Consider the following 15,147-nt stretch of genomic DNA (forward strand, 5'->3'; position numbering starts at 1 on the left):
GGAGGTGCCGAGCGTGGGTCGTAAACGTTTACAAGATTCGGTCGACGGTCGGCCTACCGTGCACACCGTCGCCGCCCGCGCCGGCGTCTCCATCGCCTCCGCGTCCCGGGTCCTCAACGGCGTTGGCGGCAGCCCGGAGACCATCCGCAAGGTGCGCGCAGCCGCCGCGGAGGTCGGGTACGTCCCGAACGCCATCGCCCGCTCCCTCCAGTCCCAACGCACCGGACAGATCGCGCTCGCGGTCGAGGACATCGGCAACCCGGTCTACGTGGCGATGATGCGGGCGATCGAGGCGGTCGTCGCCTCCTCGGGCCGGCAGTTGCTGGTGCACGCGACCGGGGGCCAGATCGACAACGAGACCGCACTGCTGCGTCGCCTCGCGCACCGCTACGTCGACGGGTTGATCCTCTCGCCGATCCGGATCACCGAGGAACACCTCGCCGCGCTGGCCGACAGCCCGGTACCGGTCGTCGTGATCGGCCAGCTCCCAGCCGACACACCGGTGGACAACGTCCGTACCGACTCCCGGGCCGGCGTCGCCCTCGCCGTCGACCACCTCATCGCGGCCGGCCGGCGTCGGATCGGCTTCGTCAACGGCCCACTCGACACCGTTCCCGGCGCCGCCCGCGACGCCGGTTTCCGCGCCGCCCTGGCCCGGCACGGCATCGATCTCGACGAGCGGCTGGTCGAGGTCGGTGACTTCCAGTACGCCGCCGGCCGCACCGCGACGGAGCGGTTGCTCGCCCGCTCTCGCCCGGATGCGCTGGTCTGCGCCAACGACCTCATCGCGGTCGGTGCGTTGCACGCCTTGCTCGTCGCCGGCCACCGGGTGCCCGGTGACGTGGCCCTGGTCGGCATGGACGACACCGAGCTGGCAAGCATGGTGCTGCCGAGCATGTCGAGCGTCTCTCTCGATGCGGCGGAACGCGGCCGCATCGCTGCGCAGCTACTTCTGGAGCGGATCAACGACCCGTCCCTGCCGCCTCGGCGCATCACCGTCGCGCCGCACCTTGTCGTCAGGGACTCTTCCCCGACACCGGATGGGAGGGCGAAGCAATGGGCGTGACCAGCACGATGGTGCGGCCCGAGACCTCGAACGAACGGCGGTCCCGCGGGAGCAGGCAGCGCCGGCGTCAGCGCCGCGAGGCCTATCTGCTCCTCGTGCCGGCCCTGATCCCGGTGCTGATCTTCAGCGTCTACCCGCTCCTGAACGGAATCTACCTCGGCTTCACCGATTCCCGTGCCGGCCTGAACCGGACCACCCACTTCACCGGGTTCGACAACTACGTCCGGCTGCTGGACAACTCGAGGTTCTGGGAATCATTCAAGATCGGACTTGTCTGGGCTTTCGGCGTCACGGCCATCCAGTTTCTGCTTGCGCTGGGTCTGGCGTTGCTGCTCAACCAGCGCCTGCGGATGCGGTGGCTGGTCCGGACCCTGGCGCTGGTGCCCTGGGCCATGCCGAGTGTGATCGTCGCGATCATGTGGCGACTGGTCTACCACCCGGACGCCGGCCTGCTCAATGACGTGCTGACCCGGCTGCACCTGATCGACGAGAACATCAACTGGCTGGCCGACTTCACGTTCGCGCTGCCCGCCGTCATCGCGGTCGGCGTGTGGGCCGGCATGCCGCAGACCACGGTGACCCTGCTGGCCGGGCTGCAAGGCGTCCCGGGCGAGCTGCACGAAGCGGGAGCGGTCGACGGCGCCACCGCCTGGCAGCGCTTCTGGCATGTCACGTTGCCGCAGTTGCGCCCGGTGATCGTGGCCATCACGTCCCTGGACTTCGTCTGGAACTTCAACTCCTTCGGCCTGGTGTACGTCCTCACCGAGGGCGGACCCGGCGGAAAGACGATGCTGCCGATGCTCTTCGCATACAACGAGGGCTTCAAATACGGAAACTTCGGCTACGCCGCCGCGATGGGCAACGCGATGGTCGTGCTCATCATCGGGCTGATGGCCTTCTACCTCTGGACTCGGATGAGGGAGGCGGAGTGAACACGCGGACTCATCCGTTCATCCGGTTGCTCCAGTACGCCGCGCTCGCCGGCTTCCTGGTCTTCCTGGCATTCCCGTTGGTCTGGATGGTCTCCACCGCCTTCAAGACGCCCCAGGAGATCGTCTCGTTGCACCCGACCCTGATTCCGAAGCACCCGACGCTGTCCAACTTCACGATGGCGCTGGAGGAGTCGAGCCTGGTGCGGGCGGGGATGAACAGCCTGCTCGTCGCGATCTCCACCGCGCTGGTGACCGTGCTGATCTCGCTGCCCGCGTCGTACGCGTTGGTCCGCTACCGCACCTGGCTGCGGAAGGCGAGTCTGGGCTGGATCCTGGTCAGCCAGATCTTCCCGCAGATCTTGATCGTCATTCCCCTGTTCATGATCATGAAGCAGTTCCAGCTGCTCAACAGCCTGGTCGGGCTGGTGCTCGTCTACCTGGTGTGGGCGTTGCCCTTCACCCTGTGGATGCTCCAGGGGTACGTGCGAGCGATCCCGCCCGAACTGGAGCAGGCCGCCGCCGTCGACGGTGCCGGCAAGGTGCGCACGCTCGTGTCCGTGGTGCTGCCGCTGCTCGCTCCGGGGCTGGTCGCCACCAGCATGTTCACCTTCATCATCAGCTGGAACGAGTTCTTCCTGGCCCTGGTGTTCCTGCAGAACCCGGAGCTGAACACGCTGCCGCTCGCGTTGGCCAGGTTCATCGGCGCGGAGGGCGCGGTCCGACTCGGGCCGCTCGCCGCGGGGTCGCTGCTCGCCACCCTGCCTGGGCTCGTCTTCTTCGCCGTCCTGCAACGCCGGCTCACGTCCGGACTGATGAGCGGCTCGGTCAAGGGCTGATCCGGCGCGTCAACCCGGTCAGCCTCGCCCACCCCCACCACCCCCATAAGGAGATGCATCGTGAGACTCAAGTCAGTTGCGGCCGTTGCCATCGCGATGGCGGTGATGCTCCCCGCCGCCGCCTGTTCCTCGTCCTCGGACGAGAGTGGCGGCCCGGTCAAGCTCACCTTCTCCACCTACGCGTGGCAGAAGGACACTGTCGCGGCCACCAAGGACATCGTCGCCTCCTGGAACGCCAGCCACCCCGGCGTGCAGGTGGAGATGGTGCAGGTCGACGCCGACTCGGTGCACGACAAGCTCGTCACCCAGTTCAACGGCGGCAACCCGCCGGACGTCATCCACGATGAGTCGGCCGACATCCACGGGTTCGCGGAGCAGGGTTACCTGGCGGACCTGTCACCACTTCTCTCCGCCAACACCAAGGGCCAGGTGAGCCAGGGCGTGTGGGACTCGGTCACCTTCGACAGCAAGGTGTACGGGATGCCGACGCTGATGCAGTCGTACAACGTCTTCGCCAACACGGAGCTGCTGGCCAAGGCCGGAATCCCCCTGCCGACCGGGGACCAGCCGTGGACCTGGGACGACTTCCAGGCGGCCGCCAAGAAGGCCACCTCCGGCTCCACCTTCGGCGCCGGCTGGGGTCTGAAGTCACCGGTGTCGGCGATCATGAGCCTGTCGATGAACTTCAACGGGTCGTTCTTCAGCACGAACGGCGACAAGACGGAGTTCCAGTTCGGCGACCCGGAGAAGCAGCTGCTCTCCCGTACCCACACCATGATCTACGACGACAAGTCGCTCGCCCCGGCGTCCACGAGCATGGCGACCGGCGACGTCCTGCCCGGCTTCTTCGGCGGGAAGTACGCGATGATCATCGCCGGAAACTACAACGTGCAGCAGATCATGGAGCAGGCCCCCAAGGGCTTCGCGTGGAAGATGCTGCCGCCGCTCAAGGGACAGAGCACCAGCCAGGCGGCCAACCCGCAGACCCTGTCGGTGGCATCCCAGAGCAAGCACCAGAAGGAAGCCGCGCAGTTCATCGAGTACTACGCCAACGCGGAGAACCTCGCGAAGCTGGCCCAGGGGGATCGGCTCATCCCGACCACCAACGACGCCGCGCAGGCGGTGCTGGCGCTGACCAAGGGTGAGAACGGCTGGGACACGATGATCCTCAGCGGCAAGTCGCTGGCGGTCGCGCCGTTCCAGAAGGCGGAGGCGTACCCGCAGTGGAAGTCGCAGATCGCCACCCCGGCCTTCCAGCAGTTCTTCGCCAACAAGATCAGCATCGACGAGCTGGGCAACCAGCTGAAGTCGGGTTGGCAGACGGTCAACACCCGCTAGGCGGGTCGACGCCAGCCAACAGGTATCAGCAGAGATCGGGGTCGCTCGCCGGCCGAGCGGCCCCGGAAAGGAAGACCGAAGTGAAGGCGTTGGAGCAGCGGGCGATCGGATCCCTGGCTGGTGCGGCTGTCGGTGATGCTCTCGGTGGTGCCACCGAAGGGCGCAGCCCCGAGCAGATCAAGCAGCGGTACGGCGGGTACGTCACCGGCATCGTCGGACCGTTCCTGCCGGACTGGCAGACCGCCAGGCCCATGTCGCCGTACCACAAGGGCGATGGACACATCACCGATGACACGTTGATGACCAACACCATCGTCAAGGTGTACGAGGCGAAGCGCGACCACCTCGACGCGTACGACATGGCCGACCTGCTGGTTCCGCTCCTGATGAACGAGAAGGTGTGGATCCCGGAGCTGGAGAAGGAGACGGTCGCGCTCAACCGGATCTTCCTCGCCGAGAAGTGGCTGGTCACGCGCCTGCACTACGGGCATGTCGACCCTCGGGAAGCCGGTAACGGCAACGTCGTCAACTGTGGCGCGGCCATGTACATGGCCCCGGTTGGCATCGCCAACGCGACCAACCCGCAAGGCGCGTACGCCGAGGCGATCGAGATCGCCGGCGCCCACCAGCTCAGCTACGGCCGGGAGGCCGCCGGCGTCTTCGCCGCCGCGGTGGCCGAGGCGATGCGGCCCGGGGCCAGCGTGGACGACGTCATCCAGGCCTCGCTCTCGGTGGCGCGGGACGGCACCCGGTCGGCGATCGAGGCGGTGGCCAAGGCGGCGACCACGGTCGACGACTGGCAGAGCGCCATCGGGGTGCTGCGTGAGGCCATCGTGCCGTTCGACACCGTCGGGCCGAACTACCGGGAACCGGGTCTGGGTGCGCGGCGCCCGAGCCGTCTGCATGCCATCGAAGAGCTTCCCGTCGCGCTCGGCATGGTGATCGTCGCTCGTGGCAACTACACCGACGCGGTGCTCGGCGCGATCAACTACGGCCGGGACTCCGACTCCATCGCGACGATGGCGGGTGCCATCTGCGGTGCGATGCACGGGATCGAGGCGATCCCGGAGGAGTGGCGGAACACCGTCGCGCGGAACAGCCGGCTTGATCTCACGGCGACCGGCCGGAGCATGGCGGGGATCGCGGTGGAGATCCGGGCCAAGGACCGCGCGCGGCACGCGGCGTCCGAGGCGGCGTTCGCCGAGTTCGAGGTGGCCGGCGCATGAGGGTCACCTGGGTTCAACCCGAGGATGTGCTGCCGCACGAGTTGCGCCAGGCCACTGCCGAGGGGCGCGACGTCACCGACATCGCGGCGCGGTGGCAGGCCGCTGGCGGTCCGCTGCAGCCTCCGCACGGCGGTGCGTCACAGCCCCCGGCCACACCCGTGCTGCGGGCGCTGGCTCGGGAACTGCTCGAGGAGTTGAGCGGACACGCCGGCATCGGCAGCGCGGACGAGCCGAACGACTTCGACGCCATCCGGGCGACCTGGGGCACCGGACCGGTGCTGCCGAAACCTACCGACCGCGACGCGCTGCTCGAGCGGCTGCACGGTGGTTGGCTCGGCCGGGCCAGCGGGTGTCTGCTCGGTAAGCCGGTGGAGAAGATCCCCCGCGAGGGCATCCGGGCCATCCTGGAGGACACCGGTCGCTACCCGTTGGACTACTACTTCACCGCGGTGGGCCTGTCCGACGAGGTCAACGCCGCCTGGCCGTGGAACCGGGCCAGCCGTCCGACCTCCCTGGTGGAGAACATCGACGGGATGCCGGAGGACGACGACCTGAACTACACCCTGCTGGCGCTGCACATCCTCGAGACGTACGGGCGGGACTTCACCACTGACGACGTGGCGCAGACCTGGCTGCTCGAGCTGCCGGGGGGACGGGTCTTCACCGCCGAGCGCGCCGCCTACCGCAATCTGCTGGACGGTTACGACCCGCCGGAGACCGCCACCCGCGGGAACCCGTTCCGGGAGTGGATCGGCGCGCAGATCCGCACCGACCTGTACGGCTGGGCGAACCCGGGTGACGTCGCCACGGCGGCGGAGATGGCGTGGCGTGACGCGCGGGTCAGCCACACCCGCAACGGCCTGTACGGGGCGATGTACGTGGCGGCCATGGCTGCGGCCGCCTGTGTCACCGACGACGTCGAGCAGGTGATCGACGCAGGGCTCTCGGTCGTGCCGCCCCGCAGCCGGCTCGCCGCCGCCGTCACGGCGGCCCGGGAACTTGCGCACAGCGGTCTCGACCTGGAGGCCGGGCTTGACCGGTTGCACGCCGCGCACGAGGGGCAGCACTGGGTCCATGTGATCAACAACGCGGCGTTGGTGACGTACGCCCTGGCCCACGGGCGCGGTGACTTCGTCACCTCGATCTGCGCCGCGGTCGTCGGGGGCTGGGACACCGACTCCGACGGAGCCACCGTCGGCGCCATCACGGGTGCGTTGTGCGGGGCTGACCGGCTACCCGAGCAATGGATCTCCCCGCTCAAGAACCGGCTCGCCTCGAGCATCGCGTCGTTCGACGGCATCGGCTTCGACGAGCTGGCCCGCCGGACCGGTGCGCTGGTGGACGGGCTCTGATGGGCCCCGAGCGTGGCGCCGCCCGGATCGCGGTCGTGGGCAGCGCCAACCTCGACCTGGTGGTGACCACGCGGCAGCTGCCCAGGCCGGGCGAGACGGTGCTCGGTGAGGGTTTCACCACCGTGCCCGGTGGCAAGGGCGCCAACCAGGCCGTCGCCGCGGCGCGGGCGGGCGCGGCCTGCGCCTTCATCGGCGCGGTGGGGCAGGACGACTTCGGCCGGGTGCTGCGGGACAACCTCGCCGCTGCCGGGGTGGACGTACGCGGGCTGCGGGAGGTGCCGGGCCCGTCCGGCGTGGCGCTCATCGCGGTGGACGGGACGGCGGAGAACTTCATCGTGGTGGCGCCGGGCGCCAACGGGGAACTGTCCGAGCTGGACGGCGCCGACCAGGGGGCGGTCGCCGCCGCGGACGTACTCCTGGTACAGCTGGAGGTGCCGCTGCCCGCCGTCATCCGCGCGGCGGGCTGGGCGCGGGCGGCCGGGACCACGGTGGTGCTGAACGCCGCGCCCGCCCGCCCGCTTCCCGCGGAGCTGCTCGACCTGGTTGACGTGCTGGTGGTCAACGAGCACGAGGCGGCGGTGGTCGCCGGCGTGCCCGGCGGTGACCCGGCCGCGCTGCTCGACGCGCTGCTGTCCCTGGTGCCCCGGGTGGTGCTGACGCTCGGGGCTCGCGGGGCCGCGTACGCCGACCGGCAGGGCCTGCGGCTGGAGGTCCCGGCACCGCGGATCAACGCGGTGGACACCACCGCGGCCGGGGACGCCTTCACCGGTGCGCTGGCCGTCGGCTGGGCGGAGCGGGGCGGGCCTGGCTCCGCCGACGAGGTGACGGCGACGCTGCGTTGGGCCTGCGCCGCCGGTGCGGCCTGCGCCCAGCGGCCCGGTGCCTCCACCGCCCTGCCCGATCGGGCCGAGATCGATGCCCTGCACCGGGCGACCTACGGGGTACTGGCATGAGCGTCAACCCGTACGTTCCACGGCCGATCGACCTGCCGACCACGGTGCCGCTCGGCGCGCACGCCGACCTGACCACGCTGGACGAGGCGAAGATCTTCGCCGCCCCGGACGACCCGGCCGACTGGCCGGCCTGGCGGGACCAGCTCACCCGGTGGCGGGCCGACGCCCGGACCCGGCTCGCCTACACCGGCCGCCACTACGACGAGATCACCGGCGACTGCTTCACCGTCTGCCTCGCCTGGCTCTGGGACGATACCCTCTACGACCACGACCGGGGCGTCTTCACCGTCGAGTCGTTCCTCGAGGCGGCGCGGCGCGACTTCGGCGGTTTCGACGGGGTGGTGCTCTGGCACGCGTACCCGGTGATCGGGCTGGACGAGCGCAACCAGTTCGACTTCTACCGGGACGTGCCCGAGCTGCCCGAGGTGGTGCGCGCGTTCCAGGCGCACGGGGTCCGGGTGTTCGTCGACTACAACCCGTGGGACACCGGCACCAGACGGGAGCCCGGCAGCGACGCCGAGGAGGTGGCGGCGCTGGCCGGCACCCTCGGCGTGGACGGGGCCTTCCTGGACACCCTCAAGGAGGGCGCGGGCGAACTGCGCAAGGCCCTCGACGCCGTCCGGCCCGGCATGGTGCTCGAAGGCGAGAGCCGGGTGCCGCTGGCGCGGGTCGAGGACCACGCCATGTCGTGGGCGCAGTGGTTCGCGGACTCGGAGGTGCCCGGCGTGCTGCGGGCGAAGTGGTTCGAGCGGCGGCACATCCTGCACCACACCCGCCGCTGGCACCGCAGCCACCTCGACGAGCTGCACTCCGCCTGGCTCAACGGCTGCGGCGTGCTGGTCTGGGAGAGCGTCTTCGGCGTCTGGGTCGGTTGGAACGACCGGGACAAGGCCGTGCTGCGCGCCATGCGCCGGGTGCAGGCCAGCCACGCCGCCTGGTTGCGCGCCGAGGACTGGGTCCCGCTCGCCGACCACCCCGGCTCCGGACAGGTGTACGCATCCCGCTGGACGCACGATGGCGAGCCACTGTGGACGGTGGCGAACCGCGGCGACGAGCACGACGGCCCGTGGCTGGTCACCGACGCCCGGCCGGGCCGGCGCTTCGTGGACCTGGTCACCGGGGTGGAGTTGACCGTCAGCGAGGCCGGCGAGGGACGGGTGGCGGTGGGCGGCCGGCTGCCGGCCGGCGCGATCGCCGCGGTGATCGTCACGGACGCGCCCGTCGACCGGCACGAGCCGCCGACCGGCGACCCGTCCTTCCCGGCCCGGGCGGCCGTGCGTACCCGTACCCCGTGGGCGCCCGTCGCCGCCCTGCCGGACGGCATGGTCGCCGTGGACGGCGGCCGGCACGACCTGACCGTCCGCCATCGGGTCCGGGAGACCGGGCTGTACGGCGAGGCGCCCTACGTCGACGAGTGGAAGCCGCTGCCGCCCCGGCTGCACCACACCGGCACCCTGCGCCGCCCGGTGCGGCTCGGCCGCTTCGCCATCGACACCCACGAGGTCACCCACGGCCAGTACGCCGCGTTCCTCGCCGCTACCGGCTACCGGCCGGTCCGACCGGAGCGGTTCACCGCCGGGCAGGGGCCCACCGACGCCCCGGTCACCGGAGTCGACCTCACCGACGCCCGCGCGTACGCCGACTGGGCCGGGCTGCGGCTGCCCACCGAGGACGAGTGGCAGGTCGCCGCCGCGGCGGGACTGCTCGCCCGGCGCGAGCCGCTGGTCTGGAACCTGACCGAAAGTGAACACTCCGACGGGCGTACCCGGTTCGTGATCCTCAAGGGCGGCTGCGCGTACCGGGCCGAGGGCTCCGACTGGTACCTCGACGGCGGCCCGCAGCCGCCCGAGGTGTCGGTGAAGCTGCTGCTGCTCGGCGCGGGCCTGACCCGCTCCGACTCGATCGGCTTCCGCTGCGCGGCGGACCTGCCCGACTCGGGCACCGCGCACGCCTTGGTGGACCTGCCGGGGGAGGCCCGATGACCGCACCGCTGCACGGGGTGAAGGTGGTCGACCTGGCCACCCTCTTCGCCGGCCCGCTCGCCGCCGCGTTCCTCGGCGACTTCGGCGCGGATGTGATCAAGGTGGAGCATCCGGCCAAGCCCGACCCGTCGCGCGGGCACGGCCCCGCCAAGGATGGGGTCGGCCTGTGGTGGAAGGTGCTCGGCCGCAACAAGCGGACGATCACCCTCAACCTCTCCGACCCACAGGGGGCGGAGTTGCTGCGCCGGCTGCTCGCCGACGCGGACGTACTGGTGGAGAACTTCCGCCCCGGCACGCTGGAACGGTGGGGCCTCGGCCCGGACGAGCTGCACGCGGTCAACCCGCGCCTGGTCATCGCCCGGATCAGCGGCTTCGGCCAGATCGGCCCGTACGCGCCCCGGCCCGGGTTCGGCACCCTCGCCGAGGCGATGAGCGGCTTCGCCGCCGCCACCGGTGAACCGGACGGGCCGCCCACCCTGCCCCCGTTCGGGCTCGCCGACTCGGTCACCGCGCTCGCCGCCGCGTACGCGGTCATGCTGGCCCTGCGCGGCCGCGACCGCACCGGCGCGGGCCAGGTGGTCGACCTGGCCATCATCGAGCCGATCATGGCGATGCTCGGCCCGCAGATCACCTGGTACGACCAGCTCGGCTACGTCCAGCCGCGGCTCGGCAACCGGTCCAACAACAACGCCCCCCGCAACACCTACCGCTGTGCCGACGGGCGGTGGGTGGCCGTGTCGACGAGCGCGCAGAGCATCGCGGAGCGGGTGCTGCGGCTGGTCGGCCGCCCCGAGCTGGTCGACGAGCCGTGGTTCGCCAGCGGCAGCGGGCGGGCCGCGCACGCCGACGAACTCGACGCCGCCGTCGGCGCCTGGGTGGCGCAGCGCGACCTGGACGAGGTCGTCGCCGCGTTCGAGGCCGCGCAGGCGGCGGTCGCCCCGGTCTATGACGTCCGCGACATCCTCGCCGACCCGCAGTACGCGGCTCTCGGGACCGTCGTCACCGTCCCCGACGAGGAGCTGGGCGAGGTGCGGATGCAGAACGTGCCGTTCCGGATGTCGTCCAGCCCGGGGGAGATCCGGCACGCCGGCCGCCGCCACGGCCAGGACACCGACGAGGTCTTCCGCGCTCTCGGCCTGGACGAAAGGGCACTCGCCGCGCTGCGCGAGCGGGGGGTGATCTGATGCTGCTCACCTGGCTCTACGTGCCCGGCGACCGGCCGGACCGGTTCGCCAAGGCGGTCGCCTCCGGCGCCGACGCGGTCATCCTCGACCTGGAGGACGCCGTCGTCGCCGGGCGCAAGGCGTACGCCCGCGCGGCCGTCGCCGAGTTCCTCGCCGAGTCGCATTCAGTGCCGGTCCAGGTCCGGGTCAACGAGCTGACCGGCCCGGACGTCGACGCCGACCTGGCCGCCGTCGCCGGCGCGCCCGGGCTGGCCGGGCTGCGACTGCCCAAGGTGGAGTCCCCGGAGACCGTCGGGGCGCTCGCCGCCCGGATCGACGCCCCGCTGCACCCGCTGATCGAGTCCGCCGTCGGGCTGGAGGCCGCGTACCCGATCGCCACCGCGCACCCGGCGGTGGCCTCGCTCGGGCTGGGGGAGGCCGACCTCCGCTCCGACCTGGGCGTCGTCGACGACGACGGCCTGCTCTGGGCGCGCGGCCGCATGGTGGTCGCGGCTCGCGCGGCCGGCCTGCCGCCGCCCGCCATGTCGGTGTACGCGAACGTCGCCGACCTGGACGGGCTGGCCGCCTCCTGCGCGGTCGGCCGGCGGCTTGGCTTTCTTGGCCGGGCGGCCATCCACCCGCGTCAGCTCCCGGTGATTACGGAGTCTTTCCGGCCGGGCGAGCGGGAGGTGGCCCGGGCGCGGGAACTGCTCGTCGCGGTCGCCGACGCGCAGACCCGCGACTCCGGCACGGCGGTGCTCCCCGACGGCCGGTTCGCGGACCGGGCGATGGTGGCCGCCGCCCGCCGCGTCGTCGACCTGGCCGCCCACTACGCCACCTGACCGCGCCCGGCGCCGCGGCGATGCACGGACGCGGCCAGCCGGCCGGTGGGGTCCAGCCCCTTGATCTGCGCGTTGATCGGTACGTTGCCGAGCCGGGTGACCAGGAAGGAGGTCAGGACCAGGCCGCCGGCGATGGCGGTCAGGCGACGGGCCACCCCGCGGGAGAGCACGGCGAGAAGGGTGCAGCTCACCATCGCCAGCGCCATCGTGGTCTGCATGACCGGGCCGTTCATCCTCATCAGGCCCGTGTGGAAGGTGAGCCGAACGTCGAGTGGCACCGCCTTGCAAGGTCTGCGCCACGTTCACCGCGCCGTAGCCGAACGCGCCCGCCAACAGCCCGGTGCTGAACAGGGCGAGGGATTCGACGGCCCGCCGGTGCCGGCTGGCCCGGTCGTCGTCGCGCCCGGTGGCGGCGCCGTCGACTGAGGTGGGGCCCACCGGCCAGGTCACCGGAGCTTCTCCCTCCCGGGCGTCCGGGTGAGCTGGTCGACCCGGCGCAGCCTGCCGTCCGGTGCAAGCTCCCCGAACATGTGGATCTCGTTGACGATCACCCGGCCGCGCATCACTGACCTCAGGGTGTAGCGGGCGGCCACCCGGTCGCCGCAGACCAGGGTGTCGTGGATGTCGAGGTCGCAGCTGGTCACCCTTCGGCGGGCGGGACGGGCGTGTGCCATCAGGCGCTCGCGATCGAGATGGATTCCGTCGGTGTACCAGGCGATGTCGTGGGTGTGGTACCGATCCATCACGACGCCCGGCTCCTCGTCGCCGAAGGCCATCTCCTGTACGTACGACCGCAGATAGCCGGCCAGGTCGGTGCCCGGGGTGGGGCCTGCTTCGGTTCCCATCGCGCTTCTCCGATTCGCTTATCCCTGACGACGATGTAAAGGCTAAGCGCGTTCGGTAGCCTTGACAACCGTGTCCGAGCAAACTTCTCCAGAGCGACGGCGACGCGTCCGTGCGGAGGCCCGGCGGAGCGTCTCCGCGATCCTCGACGCCGCGATTCGAGTCCTCGGGGAACGACCGCAGGCGTCCATGGAGGAGATCGCTGCGGCGGCCGGGCTGTCCCGGCAGACCGTCTACGCGCACTTCCCGTCGCGGGACGCGCTCGTCGCCGCCGTGTTCCAACGGATGACCGACGACGCCATCGCCGCCATGGACGCCGCCGACCTCGACGAGGGGCCGGCGCCGGCCGCGCTGCTGCGCCTGCTCGACGCCGGCTGGCGTACCATCCAGCGGTTTCCCATGTTGCAGGTCGACACCGGGTCGGCCGACCCCGACCTGCACGGACCCGTCGTCGACCGGCTCCTGCGCCTGATCGAGCGGGGACAGCGGTCCGGCGAGTTCGACGCGCAGGCATCGCCCGGCTGGCTCATCGCCGCGACCATCGCCCTCGGCCATGCGGCCGGGGCGGAGGCCGCCGCCGGCCGAATGTCCGCGGATGACGCCGCCGCCGCCCTCCGGGCCAGCATCCTGCGGGTGTACGGCGCGCGGCCGCCCACCCGGTGACCGCTGGCCTCGGCGGCGTCAGCGCAGAGCCGCCTTCCGGTCCTTGGCGGCGCGCCGTACGCTGACCCGACCGCCAGCGGGGAGTGGAGTCGGCATGGGGGAGCAGCAGCCACGGGTAAACCGGCGGACGGTCCTCGTGACCGCCAGTGGCCTCGCCCTGGCGGGCGTGGGCATCCCCGCCAGCATGGCCGCTTCCTCCGACCCATCGCCCCCGGTCTGGGCCCGCGGGCGCCGTCCGATCAGCATGGCGATGCACATCCACGGGTCGTTCAGCGAGGGCATCGCCAGCTACGCGGCGCATCTGGATCAGGCCAGCCGCACCGACGTCGACGTCATCTGGTGGACCGACCACGACTTCCGGGTCGCCGCGCACGACCACCGTCGCATGGTCCACTTTGACGGAGCGGAGGAGTCGGAGGGCGGACTCGCCTGGACCTGGCAGGCATCGACCGAGGGCCGGCTGGCCGAGTCGGCCGCCGACTTCATCGAGAGTCCGCACGGCGCGGACGATCCACCGCGGGCGCTGCGCTTGAGCGCGGCCGGCGACGGCATCCTCTGGTACGCCGGCAAGGCCTGGAACTGGACGCACACCGGCAACATCTCCGACACCACGCTCCACCTCGACGTACTGCCGGAGTCGTCCGGGCCGGACGCGACGCTGATCATCGAGATCGCCCTGTCCCATCACCCCGCCCGGGCCGGCCGACCCGCCGGCCAGTACGTCCTGCGCTACCGGATCGGAGCCGCCCGGCCCGCCGGTCACTCGACGGACGGCCTGCTCGGCACCGTCGACCGGCCCGCGGCACCAGGGGAGTGGCGCCGGCACACCCTGCCGCTGGTGGAGGACGTCCGGCGGCTCTGGCCCGACCTGGTCGCCGGGGACAACTCGCTGCGCGGGCTGCGCCTCGGGGTGGGCGTGACCGCGTCGGCGCGCGGCAGCTTCGTGGTCGACCGCCTGGTCTTCGACCGGGCCCGCCGCACCGGTCAGGCCGGCGAGGACCTCCGCGCCGAGGTGCTCCGCGCGTACGGCGACGCCTTCGGCGGCGTCACCCACCATCGCGCGTACGAGGTGTCCCTCGTACGGCACCTCAACTGGTTCGGCGGGGATCAGACGCTGCCGGAGTTCCCGTCCCCGCCGTACCGGGACAACGACGTGGCCCGCACCGAGCGAATGATCGAGTTCCTGCACTCCCACGGCGGGGTCGTCTGCTGGAACCACCCGCTCGACGTGGAGAGCCGGGACTCGCTGGCCAGGCTGATGATCGAACGCCACAATCTCGGCGCCGACCTCGTCGAGATCGGCCGCGGGCCGCTCGACGACCACCTCTGGGCGCTCGACGTCGCCGCCCGCAACGCGGTCTTCTTCACCGCCGTCGGCGTCACCGACGACCACGACGGCACCGACTGGCGCGGTCGGGCCGACCGCCACATCACGTACGTCTGGGCATCCTCCACCGGCCGCGACAACCTCGTGGACGCGCTGCGCGCCGGGCAGGCCTGGTTCACCGACCTGGCCCGCTATCGGGGCGCGCTGGACATCGAGGTCGACGGCCGCACGGCGATGGGCGCGGTCGCGGTCACCGACGCAGCGGAGGTGACGGTACGCCTGCTCGCCACCGACCTGCCGGCCGGCGCTGCGCTGGAGGCGGTCATCGGGACGGTGGACCTGGCCGGCCTCGCGGACCTCGCCCCCGCCACCAGCACCACCCGGATCTCTGCCCCGCAGCTACGACAGGGCCGGTACGACCTGCGGGTAAGGCCCGGCGTCGGCGCCTACGTCCGTACGCAGGTCAGAAGCGCGGACGGCGCCATTCTGGCGGTGAGCAACCCGGCCTGGTTCCTACGGACGCCGCCCACACACGGCATCCCGCCCGCCCGCCGCTTCTGACCGCCTCCACGAACGTCGCTCGCCACCGTGGTTTTCTGCTGCATCACCTATCGCAGGGACCGT

At 71.5% G+C, this 15,147-nt stretch carries 15 protein-coding genes; 13 read left to right on the forward strand and 2 right to left on the reverse strand.

From position 1 onward, the window contains the following. Positions 1–4 precede the first annotated feature (4 nt). From GA0070624_RS20520 to GA0070624_RS20565, 10 genes are all read left to right on the forward strand, one after another. Entirely contained in the window at positions 5–1,066 is a 1,062-nt protein-coding gene (locus GA0070624_RS20520) for a LacI family DNA-binding transcriptional regulator (protein ID WP_245718897.1), read from the forward strand. After that, on the forward strand, positions 1,063–1,998 hold the full coding sequence (locus tag GA0070624_RS20525) for a carbohydrate ABC transporter permease (protein ID WP_245718898.1): 936 nt from the start codon (positions 1,063–1,065) through the stop codon (positions 1,996–1,998). The genes GA0070624_RS20520 and GA0070624_RS20525 overlap by 4 nt, the downstream gene beginning before the upstream one ends. After that, entirely contained in the window at positions 1,995–2,834 is an 840-nt protein-coding gene (locus tag GA0070624_RS20530) for a carbohydrate ABC transporter permease (RefSeq protein ID WP_245718899.1), read from the forward strand. The genes GA0070624_RS20525 and GA0070624_RS20530 overlap by 4 nt, the downstream gene beginning before the upstream one ends. Positions 2,835–2,894: 60 nt before the next feature. After that, positions 2,895–4,172: an ABC transporter substrate-binding protein gene (locus GA0070624_RS20535; protein ID WP_218105229.1), complete on the forward strand. Its 1,278-nt coding sequence runs from the start codon at positions 2,895–2,897 to the stop codon at positions 4,170–4,172. 80 nt (positions 4,173–4,252) lie between these two features. Continuing rightward, positions 4,253–5,398, forward strand: coding sequence for an ADP-ribosylglycohydrolase family protein (locus GA0070624_RS20540; RefSeq protein WP_091343485.1), 1,146 nt, complete (start codon positions 4,253–4,255; stop codon positions 5,396–5,398). After that, complete coding sequence (locus tag GA0070624_RS20545) at positions 5,395–6,750, forward strand: ADP-ribosylglycohydrolase family protein (protein ID WP_091343487.1); 1,356 nt, start codon at positions 5,395–5,397, stop codon at positions 6,748–6,750. The genes GA0070624_RS20540 and GA0070624_RS20545 overlap by 4 nt, the downstream gene beginning before the upstream one ends. Then, positions 6,750–7,703 carry a ribokinase gene (locus GA0070624_RS20550; protein ID WP_091343488.1) on the forward strand — a complete coding sequence of 318 codons (954 nt, stop codon included), beginning with the start codon at positions 6,750–6,752 and terminating at the stop codon, positions 7,701–7,703. Before GA0070624_RS20545 ends, GA0070624_RS20550 begins: the two co-directional genes overlap by 1 nt. Further along, complete coding sequence (locus GA0070624_RS20555; RefSeq protein ID WP_091343492.1) at positions 7,700–9,685, forward strand: SUMF1/EgtB/PvdO family nonheme iron enzyme; 1,986 nt, start codon at positions 7,700–7,702, stop codon at positions 9,683–9,685. Before GA0070624_RS20550 ends, GA0070624_RS20555 begins: the two co-directional genes overlap by 4 nt. Continuing rightward, complete coding sequence (locus GA0070624_RS20560; protein WP_091343495.1) at positions 9,682–10,869, forward strand: CaiB/BaiF CoA transferase family protein; 1,188 nt, start codon at positions 9,682–9,684, stop codon at positions 10,867–10,869. Before GA0070624_RS20555 ends, GA0070624_RS20560 begins: the two co-directional genes overlap by 4 nt. Beyond that, positions 10,869–11,690, forward strand: coding sequence for an HpcH/HpaI aldolase/citrate lyase family protein (locus tag GA0070624_RS20565; protein WP_091343497.1), 822 nt, complete (start codon positions 10,869–10,871; stop codon positions 11,688–11,690). The genes GA0070624_RS20560 and GA0070624_RS20565 overlap by 1 nt, the downstream gene beginning before the upstream one ends. Here GA0070624_RS20565 and GA0070624_RS35305 read toward each other — a convergent pair. After that, positions 11,678–11,908 (reverse strand): anthrone oxygenase family protein, encoded by a 231-nt coding sequence (locus tag GA0070624_RS35305; RefSeq protein WP_218105230.1) that lies wholly within the window; start codon positions 11,906–11,908, stop codon positions 11,678–11,680. The two genes, GA0070624_RS20565 and GA0070624_RS35305, sit on opposite strands and share 13 nt — an antisense overlap. Here GA0070624_RS35305 and GA0070624_RS35310 point away from each other — a divergent pair. After that, positions 11,907–12,116, forward strand: coding sequence for a hypothetical protein (locus GA0070624_RS35310; protein ID WP_218105231.1), 210 nt, complete (start codon positions 11,907–11,909; stop codon positions 12,114–12,116). The two genes, GA0070624_RS35305 and GA0070624_RS35310, sit on opposite strands and share 2 nt — an antisense overlap. Positions 12,117–12,136: 20 nt before the next feature. On the opposite strand, the gene GA0070624_RS20575 is transcribed toward GA0070624_RS35310, so the two are convergent. Beyond that, the gene (locus GA0070624_RS20575; protein WP_218105232.1) at positions 12,137–12,535 is read right to left on the reverse strand and encodes a nuclear transport factor 2 family protein; all 399 of its coding nucleotides are present in this window, start codon (positions 12,533–12,535) and stop codon (positions 12,137–12,139) included. Positions 12,536–12,605: 70 nt separating this feature from the next. Between GA0070624_RS20575 and GA0070624_RS20580 the strand changes: the two genes are divergently transcribed. Beyond that, positions 12,606–13,196: a TetR/AcrR family transcriptional regulator gene (locus tag GA0070624_RS20580; RefSeq protein ID WP_176731797.1), complete on the forward strand. Its 591-nt coding sequence runs from the start codon at positions 12,606–12,608 to the stop codon at positions 13,194–13,196. A 94-nt stretch (positions 13,197–13,290) separates the two neighbouring features. Further along, a complete protein-coding gene (locus tag GA0070624_RS20585) occupies positions 13,291–15,084 on the forward strand; it encodes a CehA/McbA family metallohydrolase domain-containing protein (protein WP_091343501.1) in 1,794 nt (597 codons plus the stop codon). Positions 15,085–15,147 lie beyond the last annotated feature (63 nt).

Origin of the sequence: Micromonospora rhizosphaerae (genome assembly GCF_900091465.1) — a bacterium.
Lineage (GTDB): Bacteria > Actinomycetota > Actinomycetes > Mycobacteriales > Micromonosporaceae > Micromonospora > Micromonospora rhizosphaerae.